The following is a 19611-nucleotide window of genomic DNA, read 5'->3' on the forward strand; positions in this document are numbered from 1 at the left end:
GACACCCTCAGCGTCGGGTCAGCTTCCTCCCAGACTCGGTGCCTACGCTCGTCCGAGTGACCGTGACCAACGCAATGCCGCAAAATCGCACGTTGACCCGTGCCGTGCTGGTCACGGTCACCTTTGTGACGGTAGCCGCCGGTGTGTTCGTCGCCGCAGTGTGGACGTCGCCGGGGCAGACCGTCGACCAGCTGTTCTACAACGTCAGCCGTGACCTGGCACCGATCGGCGACATCCCCGAGTTCGCCAGCTACAACGTGCTCGCGAGCCCGTTGGTGTGGGCGGCGGTGGCGCTCGGCGTCGTAGCGCTGGTCGGCTGCCGCCGGTTCGTCGGGACCTGGTCGCTGCGACATGCGGCGATCTCGGCGGGATCGCTGCTCGTCTTCATGCCGGTCATGGCGTACGGCGCGGGCTTCTTGCGCGACCACGTCCTCCCGCGGCCCCAGCTGCACGAGTGGATCACGCAGACGTCGAACTCCGCGCCCAGCGGTCACGCGGCGGCTGCTGCCGCGTTCGTCGTGGTTCTGGTACGGGCCGCGCATCCGATTCTCCGGCTGCCGATCGCAGTGGTCGGTGGAACGTGGGCGGCCATCGCTGACTTTGGCCTCGTCGCCGACGGATGGCATCGGCCGAGCGACGTGATCATCTCGACGCTGCTCGTCGTCGGGATCGGTGCGCTGCTGCCCGATCCGTGGCGCGGTCACGAGTCGCGTTCGCCGGTATGGGTCGCGTGGGCGGCGGGAGTGTTGATCATCGCGAGCGCGACGGCATTTGCGATGTCCTACTACTCGGCGCCCGCGCAGCTGATCACGGCCGTCGTGATCGCGACGGTGATCGCCGCCGCGCTCATGATCGCGGACCTGGTGACGCGGGGTGGCCGATTGGAATCGGCCCGCTGAGTGGCGGCGAGGGGCGGGCTCCCTCGGTGGCGGTGGTGGGGCTGAATGGAATCGGTCCGCTGAGTGGCGGCGAAGGGCGGGCTCCCTCGGCGGCGGTGGTGGGGCTGAATCCAGTCAGCTCATGCTTGCGCCGCTCCTACACCTTGCCGAAGACCATTGATTCGGTGACGTCGTCGAGGCGATGGGCTATCGCGTCGCGGTAGTAGTTGTGGCGGACCTGCCAATTCCCTCGGGTCCCGGCCTTCGGCAGCGCATCGGGTGCCCGTAATACGTAGCCCGCCTTGAGATCCCACAGTGGACGCGTCGGCATCGATGCTTCCGCGAGCCGCGGATAGGCATGCGTGTAGCCCTCGGTTCGCATGTGCCGCAACAATTTTGCGACGGCGCGGGCCGTCATGTCGGCGCGCAGCGTCCACGATGCGTTGGTGTAGCCGACCGACCACGCCAAATTGGGGACTTCTTCGAGAAGATGGCTCTTGAACAGGAATCGATCGTTCGGCTTGACCTCCGCGCCGTCGACATAAACCCGGATCCCGCCGAACGCCTGCAGCGCGAGTCCGGTCGCGGTGACGATGATGTCGGCGTCGAGATGACGGCCCGACGCGAGGGTGAGTCCGTCGGCGTCGAATCGCTCGATGTGGTCGGTCACCATTTCGACTGTGCCCGAGGAGATTTCGGCGAAGAGGTCGCCGTCGGGCACCATGCACATTCGTTGTTCCCACGGGTCGTACGTCGGCGTGAAGTGCGGGTCGACCGGGTAGCCGTCGGGCAGCTCGCGCCGGACTCCCGCGGTCAACACGCGACGTCCAAACTTCGGGAACCGGTGTACGGTGTGCACCAGCGCCGCGGTCTGCGCGGCGAACCGAGCCCGGATGACGGCGTGGGCTACGTTGGCGGGCAACAGCTTTCGGATGATCGGGTTGATCTTCTGCCGCTGTGACATCGACGCGATGTACGACGGCGAGCGCTGCACCATCGTCACATGATCCGCCTGCCGTGCCAGGGCCGGAATCATGCTGACCGCCGTGGCGCCGCTTCCGATGACGACGATGCGTTTGCCCGCGAAATCCAGGTCCTCGGGCCAATGCTGCGGATGAACGATGACGCCGGCGAACTCGTCGACGCCGGCGAACTGCGGCGTGTACGGCTCGTCGTAGTTGTAGTACCCGGTGGCCAGGTATACGAATCGGCTCTGCCGACGGCGCGGGGTCCCGTCGACGAGAGACGATACCGTCCAGATGTCCGACGACGAGTCCCACTCGATCGACTGCACATGTTCGTCGAACCTGATGTGGTCGGCGATACCTTCCTGAATCGCGGTGTCCTCGACATAGCGTCGAATGTCGGGGCCCTGTGCCAGCGCCTCGGGACGACGCCATGGCTCGAACGGAAAACTGAGCGTGAAGATGTCACTGTCCGAGCGAATCCCGGGATAGCGGAACAGATCCCACGTGCCGCCGACGCGGGCGCGGCGTTCCAGAACGCGGTAGCGCAGGTTCGGATCGTCCTCGCGCAGACGGTAGGCGGCGTCGATGCCGGAGATGCCTGCGCCGATGATCACGACGTCGAGCAGATCGGCGTCCGCCGAGTCCGAGCGCTTCTCGCTCACCGTCGATGACCTCCTCGGATCGTCCGGGCCCGTTGGTTTCACCGTAGAGTCGCCGGCGTCGCCGCATGCGTGAACGCCGAGAGTCGTAGGGAGGGTACGGCTTTCGCCCCTCGTCGGCAGCGCGGACCGGTGGGGGTCGGGTTGGGCTCGTTGTGTCGCCAGGCCCCTCGTTACACCGAAGCTCGTGCCTCGCTTCGGCACTCGGGGAGCGGGGGGAGGTCGTGCCTCGCTTCGGCACTCGGGGAGCGGGGTGAAGGTCGTGCCTCGCTTCGGCACTCGGGGAGCGGGAGACGGGCACTCGGGGAGCGAGGACGGGCACACGGGGAGCGGGGTAGCTACCTTTGGCAGGACGGGCAGAAGTACACGACTCGTTCGGCGAGTTCGCCGCCCATGCTGTCGCGGACGATGGGCGTCGCACAGCGACGGCACGGTTGGGCCCGGCGGCCGTACACCCACAACTGCTGGCCACGGCGCATGTTTCCGGTGGTCACCCGCTCGAATCGATCGCGATTGGCGTAGAGCAGGCTGTGGCACAGGTCGATCATCGGAGCCAGATCGACGTCGGCGACCGGCGTCATCGGCAGGACACCACGCAGGAAGCACACCTCACTGCGATACACGTTTCCGACTCCGGCCATCAGCCGTTGATCGAGCAGGGCGACGCCGATGGCCGTTGCCGGTTCAGCTGCGATCCGCGAAACCGCCTGCGCCGCATCCCAATCCGATCCCAAGAGGTCGGGGCCGAGGTAGTCGAGCCGAGCGTCGGCGTCGGCGAGCAGCTCCAACACCGGCAGATCGAAACCGACGCACTGATGGTTGTCGGTCGTCAGCACGACTCGCGCCTTGAATCCGGGTCTGCGCCACCGCGCGCCGGGCGCGTAGATGTCCCACGCACCGTCCATCCCGAGGTGCGAATGGATCGACACCGTGCCCGCGGAACTCGCGACATCGATCAGCAGATGCTTGCCGCGTGACCGTACACCACTGACCGGTTGGCCGGACAGATCCGCGGTCGCCACCGTGGGCACGCGAAAGTCGGTGCGGAGCAGCGTCTTTCCGGCCAGGGCGGTGCGCAGCCGGCCGGCGACGCGGTAGACGGAATCACCTTCGGGCACCGGTGTACCTCAATCGAAGTCCTTTGGGAGTGGTCGCGAACCCGGCATCGACGAACAGTGTTGACAGCGGCGTCGCCAGTGCGGGGCGGCCGTCGATGTGCTCGACGTTGAGTCGCTCGACCCGCCCGGTCCCGACGACGCCGACCAGTATCCCGGCCGCAGCCGCCAGCGCGTGCTCGTCGTCGGTGAAACTCAGCACCGTCTTGCCGCCCCGCTCGACGAACAGTGCGAGCCGCCCGTCGACGAGGACCACCAACGCACCGGCCTTGCGACCCGGCCGATGCCCGGTGGCGTCGTCGGATCGGGACGGCCAATCCAACGCTGCGCCATAGGGATTCGCCGGGTCCGTCGACGCCAGCACGACCGCGGTGTTGCGTTTGGCGCGGGGAACCTCGGCGTGCTCGCGCAGAGCGTCGACCGTTGTCGGAGCGGCGAACTGCGCACCGCCCAAGCCGTCGACGAAATAGCCTCGACGCACCTTGCCGCTGTCCTCGAAAATGTTGAGTGCCTTGTAGATTCGCGCGAAACCGCCGCTGATGTCGGCGCCCGTCACCGCGCCCTTGGTGACCACGCCGTGGCGCTCGAGCAACTGTTCGCACAGCAGTTGCGTCGCGACGGTGTGCTCGACGTCGTCGCGACGCAACAGTGACCACCGTCCACCCATCGTCGGCGGCGTCGAAATCGCACTCGATGCGCCCGCGAGATAGCTCGACGACAGGCGCGCCGCTCGCAAGCGTGGTGGACGGCGGGAACGGTGACTCGGAGTGGCCGCGCTACCGGGCGTCTTGACCGGCCGCGCCCGCAGCCGCTCGCGGACCGGCGCGAACGAGTCGTTGGTGATCTGTCCGGACCAGACCAGCGACCACACCGCCTCTTCGGCTTCACCGACGGTTCCGGCGTCGGCCGCCAGATCCGGAAACCGTACCGCACCGGCCGAAGTCAGAGTGTTGAGGACTTGTGCGACCGCGGGCCCCAGGTCGATCTCGTCGGCGGGCGCGAGGGTCACCGGAACGATGTCGGCCGGGTGGAAGGCGACCATTCCGTCGGCGCCGCCGATCGCGCCGTGCCCGCTCCACACCACCTCGCCGGCGCTTAGCAGTTCGTCGAGCATCGACGGCAGGTAGTTGCCGATCCGAGCGGGAAGAACCAGCGATTCCCACGCCGACGCCGGCAACGCCACCCCGGCGAGCTGATCGATCACCGCGGCTACTCCGTCGACGCCGCGCAACGGCGTTGTGACGTGCTGCCAGTCCAGACCGAATCGGGCGAGTGTGTCCTGACTTACCGGCGCCACCTCCGCCCGGCTCGCGGCGAGTGACCCGCGCCGGATCTGCCCCAGAACGTCGGCGTGACACCACTGTGGCGCAGGCAGATCCGCGACGAACTCGCCCTCGACGACTCTGCGCTGTCCAGCCAGTCTGGTGAGGGTGTCGATCACGACGGCGACGCCCGTCCCGAGCGCCGACGCCGCCGCGTCGGCTGTGAACGGGCCGTGCGTGCGGGCATATCGGCCGACGAGGTCGCCCAGCGGGTCGGCGACCGCCTCGGTGTACGCCGCCGGAATGCCGAGTGGCGTAGGTATTCCGAGGCCGTCGCGGAGTCGCGCGGCGTCGTCGACGGCTGCCCACACCGTGCGACCCGCATGGTTGACGACGATGAGTTGGCCGTCGGTGTGCAACTGGGCGAGGACCCGCTCGGCGGCTTGCGCAATCGACTCGCTCCCCGGTCGCTCTGCGTCGCTCAGCTCGCCTCGGTACCGTTGCGCCACCTCCTCGGTTGTCAGCGGGCCGAGCCAACGCAGCAGGTCGACGACGTCCTCGGCGTCGCGGGCCTGCCGTTCGACGGTCAACCGCTGCAGCCGGGCCTCGACATCTGCGATGACCGCCGGGTCCAGCAGCTCCCGAAGGTCCAAGCGCCCCAGCAACTGCGCGAGCAACGCGGTGTCGAGGGAGAGCGCCGCCGCCCGACGTTCAGCCAGCGGGGCGTCATCGGCGTACATGAACGCACCGACGTATCCGAACAGCATGGCAGCGGCAAACGGTGAGGCACTGGGGGTTTCGACCTCGACGAGCCGCACCTGCCGCTTGCCGATGCGCCGCAGCAGGTCGGTGAGCGCCGGAAGGTCGTAGACGTCCTGGAGACACTCGCGAACGGTCTCCAAGATGATCGGGAAATCGGGGAACTTCGACGCCACCGCCAGCAGTTGCGCGCTGCGCTGGCGCTGCTGCCACAGCGGTGCGCGGCGAGAAGGATCGCGGCGGGGCAACAGCAACGCGCGCGACGCGCATTCCCGAAACCGGGAGGCGAACAATGACGAGTTGGCGAGCGCGTCGGTCACGATCTGTTCGATGTCGTCGGCGTCGATCACGAACACCGATGCGCCCGGCGGGTCGTCGTCGGTGTCGGGCAGGCGCACGATGATGCCGTCGTCGGAGGCGGTGGTGGCGCCGTCGAGGCCGAGTTCCCGCTGCAGGCGAAGGGAGATGGCGCTGGCCCACGGAGCGTGAACGCGGAGTCCGTAGGGGGAGTGCAGGATGACGCGCCAGTCGCCGAGCTCGTCGCGGAAGCGCTCCACGATGAGAGTGCGATCGGTCGGCACCTGCCCGGTGGCCTGCCCCTGTTCGCCGACCAGCGACGCGAGATTGTCCCGGGCGAATTCGGTGAGTCCCAACGTGATCGCCTGCTCGTCGAGTTTCGCCGGATCGGCGATGACGCCGGTGAACTTGCCGATCGCGGCGCCGAGTTCGGCCGGGCGCCCCACCGTGTCACCGATCCAGAACGGCAACCTCCCAGGCTGACCGGGGGCGGGCGAGACGAGGACGCGGTCGTGGGTGATGTCTTCGATCCGCCAACTCGACGCCCCGAGCGCGAAGACGTCGCCGACCCGCGACTCGTAGACCATCTCCTCGTCGAGCTCACCCACCCGCGCGGATTTCTCACCCGAGACCAGGAAGACGCCGAACAGCCCGCGATCGGGAATGGTGCCGCCGGAGGTGACGGCGAGTCGTTGGGCGCCGCGGCGACCGGTCAGCGTGTTCGACGTCCGGTCCCAGGTCACCCGCGGGCGTAGTTCGGCGAACTCGTCGGACGGGAAACGCCCGGAGATCAGATCTAGCGTCGCCTCGTAGACCGCCCGTCCGAGGTTGCGATAGGGCGCGCAGCGTCGGACGGTCGCGTACCAGTCGTCGACGTCGAGCTCGTCGAGCGATGCGGCCGCAATCGTCTGTTGGGCGAGGACGTCGAGCGGATTCTGCGGGACGGTCAGTTCTTCGATGAGACCGGCGCGCATCCGTTCGACGGCGACGGTCGCGTGAATCAAGTCGGTGCGATGCTTGGGATACAGTGTGCCGCGGCTGATTTCGCCGACTTGGTGACCGGCGCGTCCGATCCGCTGCAGTCCGCTCGCGACCGACGGCGGCGTCTCGACCTGGATGACGAGATCGACGGCGCCCATGTCGATGCCGAGTTCGAGCGAACTGGTGGCGACGACGCAGCGCAGGCGACCGGCCTTGAGGTCGTCTTCGATGAGAGCGCGTTGCTCCTTGCTGACCGACCCGTGGTGAGCGCGGGCCAGCACCGGGTCGGCACCGGCCGACGATCCGCTGCCCATGACGTAGGCGGGTGCACCCCCCGGGACGCGGTCGTTCGCGGGACGTGCGGTGCCCATACCGGTGACATCCGGCCCGCCCGCTTGGTTCCCGGCGCCGGTGACATGCGGCCCGCTCGATTCGCTCCCGGCGCCGGTCCGCTCGGCGTGAATCTCGTTGAGCCGGGCGGTGAGTCGCTCCGCGAGGCGTCGGGAATTGGCGAACACGATCGTCGAACGATTCGCCTCGATCTCGTCGACGATCGACTCCTCGACGTACGGCCACAGCGAGCCCGCGGTGGGAGACATCGCGTCGTCGAGATCGGTGGCGTCTTCGCGCGGGGGAATATTGGCCATGTCGGGGACGGGGACGTCGACGCGGAGGTCGAAAGTCTTCGTCGCGGGCGGCTTGACGACGGTGCAGGGCCGCGACCCGGACAGGAAGTCGGCGACCAGTTGCGGCGGACGAACCGTCGCGGACAAGCCGATGCGCTGCGCCGGGGCGTCGAGCAGGTCGTCGAGGCGTTCGAGCGAGAGCACCAGATGTGTGCCCCGCTTGGTTCCCGCGACGGCGTGCACCTCGTCGACGATGACGGTGTCGACCGAGGTCAGCGACTCCCGGGCCGACGACGTGAGCATCAGGAACAACGACTCTGGAGTGGTGATGAGGATGTCCGGCGGGGAGGTGATCAGTTTGCGGCGATCGGCCGAGGGCGTGTCACCGGAACGCAGCCCGACGGTGACGTCGGGCGGGGGGAGTTCCAGTTCGGCCGACGCCCGGGCGATCCCGGCGAGCGGCGCGCGCAGGTTGCGTTCGACGTCGACGGCAAGGGCCTTGAGCGGGGAGATGTAGAGGACTCGGGTCTTGCGCTTGCCGCGCGAATCGGTTTCGGGTGGTTCGGCGGAGAGTCGATCGAGCGCCCACAGAAACGCCGACAGCGTCTTGCCGGATCCGGTCGGCGCCACGACCAAGGTGTTGTCGCCGTCGGCGATGGCGTTCCAGGCGCCGGTCTGGGCCTTGGTGGGCGCGTCGAAGGCATCGCTGAACCACCGGCGGGTTGCCGGGGAGAATCGGGTCAGGACGGCGGGCGGCACATGACCATCTTGCCTCCCAGGTGTGACACGACGCCGTGAGCGGTGGGTATAGAGTCATGTTTTGCGCTGGTTGCCTGGAATACGGTGAAAGTCCGTAACGGTCGCGCCACTGTGAGCCTGCGGGCGAGTCAGGACGAGGCGGTCGGCGTAACTCGATCATGACCGGACGCGTATCCGGGAAAGGAACTCTCATGACTGCTTCGATGCAGACCGGCAGCAAAGCACCCGCCCTCGCGGTGCCAGATCTATCGGTGGCCAGCGCTGCGCTGGTGCTCACCTTGACCGTCGTGTTGGCGGGCCTGGCCTATTACTTCCTCGGCTACGACCAGGGTGCGGTGTCGGTGTTCGGCTCAGACACCCACATCCATGAGCTCGTCCACGATTCACGCCACTATCTCGGCTTCCCCTGCCACTGAGTCGAACCGGGAGCGAAACCATGGAGAAGAAGTTCATCGGCGCCGGTCTGCTGGCGGGACTCGTCGCCGGAATCGTGGCGTATGTCTTTGCCCGGATCTTCATTGAACCGCAGGTGACCAGGGCGATCGACTACGAGGGTGGACGATCGGATGCGGAGGCCACCTTGGCGGGCACGCACGAGCACGAACACGAACTGTTCACCCGCGGCATCCAGGAAAACATCGGGGCGGGCACCGGGACCCTGGTGTTCGCGGTGGCGATGGGAGCGTTTCTAGCGGTGGCGTTCACCTTGACGTGGGCGTATGTCGGACGGCGGTATCCAGCGACCGATCCCCGCGTGGCAGCTGCGGGTGTCACCCTCGTCGGTTTCATCGCGGTGGTCGGTGTGCCGTTCTTCGTCTATCCCCCCAACCCTCCGGCGGTCGGGGATTCGGAGACCATCGGCGAGCGATCCGGCGCCTACTTGACCATCACATTGGTCGCACTGGCTGCGGCCGTACTCGCGGCCGTCGCCGCGTATTGGCTTCGCCCGCGGATCGGCGGACTCCCCGCCGCGGTAGCCGCGGCTGTCGGGTACCTGGCGGTGATCACCGTCGTCGCATCGCTGCTGCCGGAGTTCCACGAGATCCCCGATCCCGTCACCAACGACGCGGGCCAGATCGTGTACCCGGGGTTTCCCGCTGAGGTGATCGGTCTGTTCCGGACGTACACGATCGCCAATCAGGTGATTCTGTGGACGGTTCTCGGGCTCGTGTTCGCGGTCCTGATCTGGCTGATGTCGCGCCGCTCGGAGGCGACCGATCGCGATCGAAGTGCGGCAGCCGTCAGCTGACGTCAGCCGAGTACACAATCGCCGCAGACTGCTGCCGTGTCACCGCTGACACGGTAGATGAGGCAGCAGCTGCGGCGACGGTATCCTGCTCCGGCTCGCCCGGATTCGACGCCGGGTCGGGCCAGAATCGAATCCGCGGCGCTGAACGCCGACCGTGCAACGTTCGGAGACGCGCGCGCAATCATCTGCGCTGCGCTGTTCGCCGCCGACGCGACGTTGCCTTCGAGGACTTTGCGGCTCACATCCAGTCGCGTGGCCACCGTTTCGGTGAGGTGTCCGATCAGCGAGTCGTGCCATTGATCGTCGCCGTGCTCGGCTATCGCGATCGACAGCGGGTAGGGCCCGCCCAGCCGATCCTGCCAATGCAGGTCTTCGGGCAGTAGCGACATCGCCGGGGCGCCGAACCCTTCGCGCGCCACCAACGGTGCGATGACGCGAGCGACCAATCCCAGGTGGGTCACCGACGCTGCGACCCGGAGTTCGACGCTCGGCGCGTCGTCGGGCAGCCCTGTCGCCAAGGCGCGCCGGACACGGTTCACGCGTGCAAACAGGACGTCGTCGTGCAGCAGTGTGCTCATCGGTTCCCACGACGCGCGGGGAGGCGACCCGAGCGTGTGGATTTCGACGGTGAAGAACGGACCTAGCGAGGTGATGCGGGCATCCTACCTGCTCGCCGAACTGGTCAGCGGGACCTCGTTGCTGGGTTGCCCGGATTCGGTCGCCTTACCACCGACCAGCCGTTCCATCAGCGCGCCGAAAATAACTGCGGTGATCAGCCAGATCAGAGCCTGATTGATCAGTGAGTACCAGCGGAATTTCCACAGCGCGTCGGCGTCGAACCCGGGATAGACGATCTGCCCGGGTGCAATCGTCTTGCCGTCGACCGTGAGCGGCGTCGAAAGGATGTTGGTGATGGGTTGCGGAGTCTCGGTCGCGGCACGCGCGAATCCGAACTCACCGGCGTGATCCACGTTCGCCGACAAGTCGCCCAGGGAGGGGAGGAGGCCGACGACGAGTCCGTACAGGACGAGGAAACCGAGGCAGCTGACGAGCACTGCACGGAAGCGACCGATGCGCGGTGTGAGCCGGTAGGCGGCGATCACCGTCAAGCCGAGCAGGATCAGCGATACCGCGACCATCGTCAGGTACAGCTCGCCGCGGGTATGGATCGTGAAGTCGTGGCCGATCGCCGGCGGGTTTGCCGGGTACTTCACGAATGGCAGCAGATAGACGCCGAGAAAACCGAAACCGCAGATCATCCACGCCAATGTCTGGGCTCGTATCGCGAAACGTCCCTGCAATGCCAGATAGGCCACGGCGACGAGCGCGCCCATCGCGATCGAGAAACCGATGATGCCGGTCGCAATTCCGAACGTCGACTGGATCGAACGACTGAAGATCTCCGGTCCGTCGGCCTCGAGTGGGCGTCCGGCAGCCTGGTTCAGCGCATTGAGGATGTCGCCGCGACCCGACTCGTAGTCGATCGCCTTGTCGATGACCGGTTCGGCGAAGATCTTCGCGAAGATGAATCCGATGATTCCCGCAATCAGGCCGGCGAAAGCTCCGCGGCCGATGACACGCAATTCCATGTTCTGTTGTCCCCGTGTGGTTTCAGTGACGTGGCTTCAGTGGCAAGGGAATCCGAGGAAGTGGCGGGAGTCGTGTACCCATTCGTGGACGACCATTGTCTTTCCGAAGACCGAGGACATTCCCTCATCGACGCCGATGAAGTAGTACGCGAGCAGAGCCAGCAACACGGTGATCGTCAGAATCGTGACTACACGGGCGGTGGAGAGGGCCTCGCCCGAGGCGGCAGCGTCGATCCTGGGTGCCGGCGAAACATGGCTGGTCATTTGAAACTCCTCCGTGGGGTTATGCGCCCCAAATAAGGTCGGCTACGTTGATGACGGCGACGTATCTGACTCATCCGATCCGTGAATCGGATACACAGTGGCGCAACCGTCCCGGAGTCGCACCGGGTTCCGTGGGCCGTCATATGTGAGTCAAGGTGACCACGGCTCTTCGAGCCGCGTCAAGATGATGTCTGCTTTGCGTCGAATGTCTACGAACATCGGGGATGATGGTCCGTCGTGCGGCTAAACCGCAGACCCGTCTGGACATCGAACATCCCCGCCTGACAGAGTTGGGACATGAACTGGAACGTGTTCCTCTCTTGGGGAACGCGCTGATTTCGAGGAGCCTGAATGTTCGAGTGGTCCGAAGAAGACTTGATGGTGCGCGACGCGCTGCGCGGGTTCATCGACAAAGAGGTGCGGCCGCATATCGACGAATTGGAGACCGGACAGCTCCCACCGTACGACATCACCCGAAAGATGCTGTCCACCTTCGGTATCGATGCGATGAACCGTGAGGCATTGGAGAAAGAACTCGAGGCGGAGGAGTCCGGGGAGGAGCGCCGGTCAAGCGGACCGGGCAGTCTCGGGGGCTCGATGTTCCTCATTTTGAACATGGAGATGGCCGGAGTGAGTCTCGGCATCATCGCGTCGATGGGCGTGTCGATGGGACTGACCGTGTCGACCATCAAGTCCCGCGGCACGCTGGCGCAGAAGAAGCGCTGGCTGCCCGAGCTGGTCACGATGGAGAAGGTCGGCGCGTGGGCGATCACCGAACCCGACAGCGGCTCCGACGCCCTCGGCGGCATGAAGACCACCGTGCGCCGCGACGGCGACGGCGGCTACATCCTCAAGGGGCAGAAGACGTTCATCACCAACGGGCCGTACGCGGACACGATGGTGGTGTTCGCCAAGCTCGACGAGGGCGACGACACCCCGATGCGTGACCGCAAGGTGCTGACCTTCGTGCTCGACGCCGGGATGGACGGCCTCACCCAGGGCAAGCCGTTCAAGAAGATGGGCATGATGAGCTCACCCACCGGTGAACTGTTCTTCGACGACGTCCGGGTCGGGGCGGATCGTCTGCTCGGCGAGACCGAGGACACCGGCAGCGACAAGCGCGGCGGCGACTCGGCCAAGCAGGGGTTCACCGCCGAGCGCATCGGCATCGCCGCACTGTCGCTGGGAATCATCAATGAGGCACAACGGCTTTCGATCGACTACGCCAAGACGCGCAAGCTGTGGGGCCAGGAGATCGGGCAATTCCAGCTCATCCAGCTCAAGCTGGCCGAGATGGAGGTCGCCCGTCTTAACGTGCAGAACATGCTGTTCGTCGCGATGGAGGCCGCGAAGGCGGGCAAGCCGCCCACGCTCGCGCAGGCGTCGGCGATGAAACTGTATTCCTCGCGGGCCGCAACCGAAGTCGCGATGGAAGCGGTGCAGCTGTTCGGCGGCAACGGTTACATGGCCGAATATCGGGTGGAGCAGCTCGCGCGTGACGCGAAGTCGTTGATGATCTACGCGGGCAGCAACGAGATTCAGGTGACGCACGTGGCCAAGGGGTTGTTGCGAGGATAGGTCACGGCGAGGTCGGGGTGGGTTCTTCGTCTCACCGACCCCTCGTTACACCGAAGCTCGTTCCTCGCTTCGGCACTCGGGGAGCGGGGTGGTGGCGAGTGCGCGGCGGGGGTGTCTCGTTTCGGGACTCGGGGACCGCGGTGGTGGCGAGAGCGCGGCCGCGGGTGTCTCGCTTCGGCACTGGGGAGCGGGGTGGTGGCGAGAGCGCGGCCGCGGGTGTCTCGCTTCGGCACTCGGGGAGCGGGGTGGTGGCGAGTGCGCGGCGGGGGTGTCTCGCTTCGGCACTCGGGGAGCGGGGTGGTGGCGAGTGCGCGGCGGGGCGCCCTACCCGGTGAACAGGTCGCCGTAGGTCTTGCGCAGCTCGGCCTTTTGCACCTTGCCCATCACGTTGCGCGGCAGGGCGTCGACGATCCGCACGGCTCGGGGTTGTTTGAAACGCGCGAGATCGGGGGCGACGAACGCGAGGATGTCGTCGGCGTCGGGTCGGGTGTTGGGCGCGGGCACGACGACGGCCACCACGGTCTCGCCGAAGTCCGGGTGCGGTACGCCGATCACCGCGGACTCGAGAACCATCGGGTGCGCGTCGATACGCTCCTCGATCTCCTTCGGATACACGTTGAAGCCGCCGGAGATCACCAGGTCCTTGTCGCGCCCGACGATGCAGAGGTAGCCGTCCTCGTCGAAGCGGCCCACGTCACCGGTGATGAAGTATCCGTCGGGCCGGAACTCGGCCGCGGTCTTCTCCGGCAGACGCCAGTAGCCGGCGAAGACGTTGGGTCCGCGGACCTCGATGCTGCCGACCTCGCCGTCGGGCAGGCGCTCGCCGGTCTGGCCGTCGACGATGCGGATCTCGGTGCCGGGCAACGCCTTGCCGACCGTGCCGGACTTGCGCGGACCGCCCGAGTAGGGGTTCGACGAGTTCATCCCGGTCTCGGTCATTCCGTAACGCTCCAGGATGGCGTGCCCGGTACGCTCGGCGAACGCCTCCTGGTCGCTGGCGAGCAGCGGCGCCGAACCGGATACGAACAATCGCATCGACGCCGTCGACTCACGGGTCAGTCGCTCGTCGCCCAGGAGTCGGGTGTAAAAGGTCGGCACGCCCATCAAGACGGTTGCGCGCGGGAGCAGACCGAGCACGGCGTCGAGGTCGAATTTCGGCAGGAAGAACGCCGACGCCCCCGTGGTGAGCGTCATGTTCATCGCCACGAACAAGCCGTGGACGTGGAAGATCGGCAGCGCGTGGATCAGCCGATCGTCGGCGGTGAACTCCCAGAACGCGACCAGGACGGCGCAGTTGGACGCGAGATTCCCGTGGGTCAGCACCGCGCCCTTGGAGCGGCCGGTGGTCCCCGACGTGTACAGGATGGCGGCCGGTTCCTCCGCGGTGGCCGGATAGACCTCGGAGTTGTGCTCGGAGCTGCTCAGGAGAGTGCCGTCGCCGTCGGTGCCGAGCGTCTCGACGACGAGAGCGTCGTCGGCGCGCGGGGCGTACTCGGCGAGTCGTTCCGGTGCGCACACCAGCACCCGCGGTTGCGCGTCGGTCAAGAAGTGGTCCATCTCCGCGCCGGTGTAGGCGGTGTTGAGCGGCAGGAACACGCCGCCGATCGCAAGCACGGCGAGATACAGCGCGATGGCTTCGGGTGATTTGCCGACCTGCATCGCCACTCGGTCGCCGGGCGCGACGCCGTCGGCGCGCAGACGAGCCGCGATCTGATGCACGGTCTGCGCGGTCTGGGCGTACGAGATCGTCCGGCCGTCGGGGAGCTCGAACAGCGTCGCGTCGGGGCGTTCGGCGACGCGGTCGGTGAAGGACTGGTAGATGCTGCGAAATGTCATGCGGTGGTTGCCTTTCGGGGACGTCGGTGGGTTCAGGCGGGTTGCGGCGCGGACATCGGTCCATCGACGGCGATGGTGCGGTGGCGCGCGAACTCCTCGTGCCGTCGCTCCAGCTGGTCGGGGCGGTAGTCGTAGTTGATCATCGCGCCGTACGACTCCCGCCACGCCGCGGACGACATATTGGCCGGCCAGTCCAGGCGCCAGGCGGCCGCGCCGTTGCTGAGATGGAACCGGGCGACCGAATCGAGGGGACGCCCGTCGGCCCGCCGTTCGACGGTGATGTAGCGCGTCAAAGCTCGCAGCAGCCCGGGCCGAAGTCGGGCGCGCTCGGCGGAGTTCAGCTCCGCTATGCCGCCGAACTGCTCCAATTCCGTTGTCAGGCAGCGAAGTTCAGCGTCATCCTGCGCGTCGAGCCAGCGACGGAACCCGGGGATCGGCGACAGCGTGACGAATCGTCGCAGATGGGGGAGTTGCCCGCGGACCTGCTCGATGACCTGCTTGATGAGCAAGCCGCCGAACGACACGCCGGCCAGCCCGTCGAGGGCGTTGCTGATCGAGTAGAGGGCCGCGGTGTCTGCGGTGTCGGGGTCGATCGGCGGGGCGTCGTCGAGCAGCGGTCCGATGGCGTCGGGAACGCCTACGACGAGCGCGACTTCGACGAAGACCAGCGGCACGTCGCCGGTCGCGGGGTGCAGGAACGCGTAGATGCGCCGGTCGGGCGGCTCGAGGCGCCGGGTGATCGCGCCGGCGTCCGCCATCGGGTGGACCTTCTCATACCGTCGGAGGTTGTCACGCAGTGCCGACGGAGAGTCGGCGACGACCTCCTCCAGCCGGAGGAAACCGCGGTTGAACCAGGAGGTCAGCAAGTGGTGGAAGTCGTGGTCGAGGGGACGCAACTCCGGATGGGCGGGCAGCTGTCGGCGTAGGTCCGACCGCATGTCGGTGAGGATCAGGGTCGCGCCGTCGGCGTGGTTGAGTCGGCGCAGGAGTTGTTGGCGCGCGGGTTCGACGACGTCGAACAGCCCAACCATCTCGGCGGTGCCGTTGGAGCCGCGTGCCAGGGCGTCCTCCCAGCGTCGAAACGACGTGCGCACGGCGTCGGCGTCGACGTCGTACCGTTCGGTGATGTGGGTGAAGAACGCGACTCGATCGGTGTCGTCGAGGGTCGCGTAGACGGCCAGGGCCCGCGTCGCGAGCGCTCGCATGGATGCGTCGCCGACGTCGCTCATCAGGGTCGCGCAGAGTGATTCCAACTCGTCGAGGCCGGTGGGCGTGGTGCTGTCAGCTGTGCGGTGCTGCATGTCGCAGTCCTTCCCGAGGCTCCGATGTATGCGTACGCCTCGCTGTTATATATAACAAGAACCATAGGGTATAAAACAAGAGAGTGCCAGAGGTTTCTGAACAGAAGCGTCGGCGACGACCTGAGGACGACCACGGAGGACGAGCATGAGGAGCATCTCGGAGTCGCAGCGGGTACGCGACGCGATCGAGAACGCCGTGGTCGAGGGCAGATACCGGCCGGGGCAGCGGCTCGATCCGGCCCGGTTGGAGAGCGAGTTCGGCTGCTCACGCACGCCCATCCGGGAGGCCATGCAGGCGCTCGAGCGGTCGGGGTTGGTGCGGATCCGCCCCAAACAGGGCACCTACGTCACCGAACTGGGAGTCACCGAACTGGCGGAGAGGTTCGAGGTGATGGCCGAACTCGAGGGGATGGCGGCCCGGCTGGCGGCCCGGCGCATCGAATCGGGGGCGTTGGCGGATCTCGAACGGGCGATGATCGAGTGCGAGACGTTCGCCCACGCCGGCGATGCCGACGGCTACTACTACGCCAACGCCCGATTTCACGACGTGATCAACGACGCGTGCGGCAACGACTTCCTGCGTCGTCAGAGTGTCGCGCTGACGCGAGTGCTGCAGCCCTATCGTCGGCTTCAATTGCGTGTTCCCGACCGGATGCGGCGATCGTTGTCCGAACATCGCGAGATCGCCGACGCCGTCGCGAGCGGGGACGCGCACGCCGCCGAAGAGGCCGCGCGTGCGCACGTCCTGGTCCAGGCCGAGGAATTCGGCCATCTGGTCGACACGTTGCGCCGACTGTCGGCGGAGTGATCGGCCGGGCGGCGATCAGGACTGCGCGAAGTCGCGCTTGCACAACTCGATGAATGCCGCGGCCCGGCCGGTCAGCCGAATACCCGAGAGATGGGCGATGACCAGTTCGAGCGCGGGCACGTCGTCGGTGAGTTCGAGGACGGCTACCTCGTGGCCGTCATACGTGAGGTTGTGCTCCGGCCGCTGATTGAGGATGGAGAATCCGAATCCGTGTGCCACGAGCGAGCGAACCGTCTCGTAACCGGTGCTGCGGAACCGAATCTGCGGGGTGAATCCGGCACGTCGGGGAAGTGACAGGAAGTACTCCCGACTGTGCGGAAGGTCGAGGAGCACCATCGGATCGTTGGCGAATTCGCTCAACGACGCCTCGCGGCGACCCTCCAACACGACCGGATGCGTCGGGGACACGATCACGTAGGGTTTGGCCAATCGCAGTGGTTGATAGGTGATGCCCTCATTGCGCTCGAAGCCGTACATCAGCGCCAATTCGCACTCGCCGTCGCGCAGCAGCCGCGTCAGACTCTCGTGTTCCCCTTCGACGACGTTCATCCGCACCTGCGGGAACCGCTGCTCGTACTCGCCGAGCAACTTGGGCAGACCGAAGGGTGCGATCGTGGAGAAGCAGCCGATTGTGAGGTCGCCGATCAACGCATTGCCAAGGCGCGCAGCCGAATCCGCCAACTCGATCGAGTGCGCCAAGAAGCCGCGCAACTCCTGGAAGAAGTTGCGTCCGGCAGTCGTCAGGACCAGCCCGCGTGCATGCTGACGGATGAGGAGCTGGACGCCGAGTTCCTTCTCCAGCTGGGCGATCGCGGTCGACACCGCCGACTGCGAAACCATCAACGTCTTCGCCGCGGCGGTCATGCTGCCGAGCTCGGCCGCAGCGGCGAAATAGCGGAGCTGAACCAGCGTGAACGACGGATCCTTAGGGGCTGTCATCATCACTCTTTCCGATGGGATTCATCGATTAGATCACTAGGGCGCAGTCGTTGAGCCTCGGGCGGTGCGCGATCCGTACACATCATCGATGAAATTGATTCAATGCACAGATTATCTGCGCTGTACGCATTGTGGCGTCGATGTCAACGTATGACGTATGACACAGTTCGTCCAGCCCGTCGAGGTAGCCGCATGAGTACAGAATTCACCCAGCTGGCCCAAGAGCAGACCGGCCATCTGCGCAAGAGCCTCGGACGGTTCGACATCGTCTTTCTGATCGTCGCCGCCGTGGTGTCGGTCGAGGTGCTCGGTCAGGTCTCCGGCTACGGCGCGCAGACGTTCACCTGGGCGCTGATCCTCGCGGCGACCTTCCTGTTGCCCTACGGCCTGATCTTCGCCGAAGTCGGCGGCGCGTTCACCGGTGAGGGCGGCGTCTACGTCTGGGTGCGCACCGCCTTCGGTCGCAAGGCCGCGGCCCTGGCCTCACTGCTCACGTGGGTGACCCAACCGGTGTGGGTCGGCGGCTCGATGGCATTCATCGCCGCGGAGACCTGGGCCCACTACGTCTCCGGTATCACGCCGAACTCGATCACCGACTACGTCTTTAAGATCTGCTTCGTCTGGCTGACCGTGCTGGCGGCCATCATCAGCCTCAAGCGAGGCAAATGGATCCCGACGATGGGCGCGATCTGCAAGATCGTCTTCCTGCTGCTCTTCCTCGGCACCACCGTCGTCTATGCGGTACGCAACGGGGTGACCGGGTTGAGTCTGGGCGACTTCTCGCCGACCATCGCCGGTCTGCTGGGGGTCACGCCGCTGCTGCTGTTCTCCTACCTGGGATTCGAGTCGGGCAACAGCGCGGCGGGTGAGATGAAGAACCCCGCCCGCGACGTTCCGATCTCGATCGCCCGCGCCTGCGCCCTCGCGGTCGGCTGCTACCTGCTGCCGATTCTCGCGATTCTGCTGGTGGTGCCCGCGGACAAGATCACCGGCATCGGCGGCCTGATGGAAGCGGTGGCCACCGTGTTCAGCGTCTACGGCGCGGCGACGAATGTCATGCTGACCATCGCCGCCGTCATGTTCGCCGTCATCCTCGTCACTCAGGGGGCGGCATGGATGATCATCAGCGACCGCATGCAGGCGATGGCCGCGGCCGACGGTGCCTTCTTCGGCGGCTTCTTCGGATACTTCAGTCCGCGCCTGGGCACTCCGACGCGGGTGAACTTCGCCTCCGGCGTCATCGCCACGGTGTTCATGATCGCCGCGATGCAGCTCTCGGGCAGCAGCGGCGCGATCTTCGGCGTCGTGCTGAGCATCTCGATCTCGACCTACCTGCTCAGCTACCTCATCGTGCTGCCCGCCGTGGCACGCCTGCGTACGCACTTCCCCGACGTCGAGCGCCCGTTCCGGGTGCCGGTCGGCGATCGCGGCTTCGTCGCCCTGTGCATGCTCTGCCTGGTGTGGGTGGTGCTGGGTGCGTGGGTCGCGGTGTTCCCCGGAACGCTCGAGGCGCTGTTCGGCATCTCCTACGACTTCACCAAGACCTGGGGAGTGTCGCCGGCGACGTTCGAGATCTTCACCCTCGGGACGCTCGCCGTACTCGGCGCGATCGGCGCGGTCGGCTACGTCCGAGGCAAGCCGGTGCGCCGCGGTGTGTCGAATTTCGACGCGCCGCGCCCGGCGGAACTCGTGTCCGACGTCGAAGCCGGATGACGCCGCGCTGCGACGCACTAGATCATCAAT

At 66.5% G+C, this 19611-nt stretch carries 15 protein-coding genes and 1 riboswitch; of the genes, 6 read left to right on the plus strand and 9 right to left on the minus strand.

Annotation, left to right across the window (positions count from 1 at the left end; all coding sequences use genetic code 11):
- Positions 1-56 precede the first annotated feature (56 nt).
- The gene (locus HH308_RS30385; RefSeq protein ID WP_170193579.1) at positions 57-899 is read left to right on the plus strand and encodes a phosphatase PAP2 family protein; all 843 of its coding nucleotides are present in this window, start codon (positions 57-59) and stop codon (positions 897-899) included.
- A gap of 136 nt (positions 900-1035) precedes the next feature.
- On the opposite strand, the gene HH308_RS07585 is transcribed toward HH308_RS30385, so the two are convergent.
- From HH308_RS07585 to HH308_RS07595, 3 genes are all read right to left on the minus strand, one after another.
- A complete protein-coding gene (locus tag HH308_RS07585; protein WP_170193580.1) occupies positions 1036-2508 on the minus strand; it encodes a flavin-containing monooxygenase in 1473 nt (490 codons plus the stop codon).
- Positions 2509-2843: 335 nt separating this feature from the next.
- The gene (locus HH308_RS07590) at positions 2844-3623 is read right to left on the minus strand and encodes a DNA-formamidopyrimidine glycosylase family protein (protein WP_170193581.1); all 780 of its coding nucleotides are present in this window, start codon (positions 3621-3623) and stop codon (positions 2844-2846) included.
- Positions 3610-8304 carry an ATP-dependent helicase gene (locus HH308_RS07595; RefSeq protein WP_170193582.1) on the minus strand — a complete coding sequence of 1565 codons (4695 nt, stop codon included), beginning with the start codon at positions 8302-8304 and terminating at the stop codon, positions 3610-3612. The genes HH308_RS07590 and HH308_RS07595 overlap by 14 nt, the downstream gene beginning before the upstream one ends.
- A 53-nt stretch (positions 8305-8357) precedes the next feature.
- Positions 8358-8462, plus strand: a riboswitch (cobalamin riboswitch).
- 33 nt (positions 8463-8495) lie between these two features.
- Between HH308_RS07595 and HH308_RS07600 the strand changes: the two genes are divergently transcribed.
- Complete coding sequence (locus tag HH308_RS07600) at positions 8496-8720, plus strand: CbtB domain-containing protein (RefSeq protein ID WP_170193583.1); 225 nt, start codon at positions 8496-8498, stop codon at positions 8718-8720.
- A 20-nt stretch (positions 8721-8740) separates the two neighbouring features.
- The gene (locus HH308_RS07605; RefSeq protein ID WP_170193584.1) at positions 8741-9553 is read left to right on the plus strand and encodes a CbtA family protein; all 813 of its coding nucleotides are present in this window, start codon (positions 8741-8743) and stop codon (positions 9551-9553) included.
- A 2-nt stretch (positions 9554-9555) separates the two neighbouring features.
- On the opposite strand, the gene HH308_RS07610 is transcribed toward HH308_RS07605, so the two are convergent.
- From HH308_RS07610 to HH308_RS07620, 3 genes are all read right to left on the minus strand, one after another.
- Positions 9556-10131 (minus strand): (2Fe-2S)-binding protein, encoded by a 576-nt coding sequence (locus tag HH308_RS07610; RefSeq protein ID WP_170193585.1) that lies wholly within the window; start codon positions 10129-10131, stop codon positions 9556-9558.
- 84 nt (positions 10132-10215) lie between these two features.
- Positions 10216-11142, minus strand: a complete 927-nt coding sequence (locus tag HH308_RS07615) for a CbtA family protein (RefSeq protein ID WP_170193586.1) — start codon at positions 11140-11142, stop codon at positions 10216-10218.
- Between the two features lie 36 nt (positions 11143-11178).
- A complete protein-coding gene (locus tag HH308_RS07620; protein ID WP_170193587.1) occupies positions 11179-11406 on the minus strand; it encodes a CbtB domain-containing protein in 228 nt (75 codons plus the stop codon).
- Between the two features lie 351 nt (positions 11407-11757).
- Here HH308_RS07620 and HH308_RS07625 point away from each other — a divergent pair, with 351 nt between their 5' ends.
- Positions 11758-12984 carry an acyl-CoA dehydrogenase family protein gene (locus HH308_RS07625; protein ID WP_170193588.1) on the plus strand — a complete coding sequence of 409 codons (1227 nt, stop codon included), beginning with the start codon at positions 11758-11760 and terminating at the stop codon, positions 12982-12984.
- A gap of 324 nt (positions 12985-13308) precedes the next feature.
- On the opposite strand, the gene HH308_RS07630 is transcribed toward HH308_RS07625, so the two are convergent.
- Positions 13309-14820: an AMP-binding protein gene (locus HH308_RS07630; protein WP_170193589.1), complete on the minus strand. Its 1512-nt coding sequence runs from the start codon at positions 14818-14820 to the stop codon at positions 13309-13311.
- A gap of 32 nt (positions 14821-14852) precedes the next feature.
- Positions 14853-16121, minus strand: a complete 1269-nt coding sequence (locus HH308_RS07635) for a malonyl-CoA decarboxylase domain-containing protein (RefSeq protein ID WP_170193590.1) — start codon at positions 16119-16121, stop codon at positions 14853-14855.
- A gap of 145 nt (positions 16122-16266) precedes the next feature.
- Here HH308_RS07635 and HH308_RS07640 point away from each other — a divergent pair, with 145 nt between their 5' ends.
- A complete protein-coding gene (locus HH308_RS07640; RefSeq protein ID WP_170193591.1) occupies positions 16267-16929 on the plus strand; it encodes a GntR family transcriptional regulator in 663 nt (220 codons plus the stop codon).
- A gap of 15 nt (positions 16930-16944) precedes the next feature.
- Here HH308_RS07640 and HH308_RS07645 read toward each other — a convergent pair whose 3' ends face one another.
- On the minus strand, positions 16945-17871 hold the full coding sequence (locus tag HH308_RS07645; protein WP_246284356.1) for a LysR substrate-binding domain-containing protein: 927 nt from the start codon (positions 17869-17871) through the stop codon (positions 16945-16947).
- A gap of 189 nt (positions 17872-18060) precedes the next feature.
- On the opposite strand from HH308_RS07645, the gene HH308_RS07650 reads away from it, so the two are divergent.
- On the plus strand, positions 18061-19581 hold the full coding sequence (locus tag HH308_RS07650; RefSeq protein WP_170193592.1) for an APC family permease: 1521 nt from the start codon (positions 18061-18063) through the stop codon (positions 19579-19581).
- Positions 19582-19611 lie beyond the last annotated feature (30 nt).

It is taken from the genome of Gordonia asplenii, assembly GCF_012933505.1.
Classification (GTDB): Bacteria; Actinomycetota; Actinomycetes; order Mycobacteriales; family Mycobacteriaceae; genus Gordonia; species Gordonia asplenii.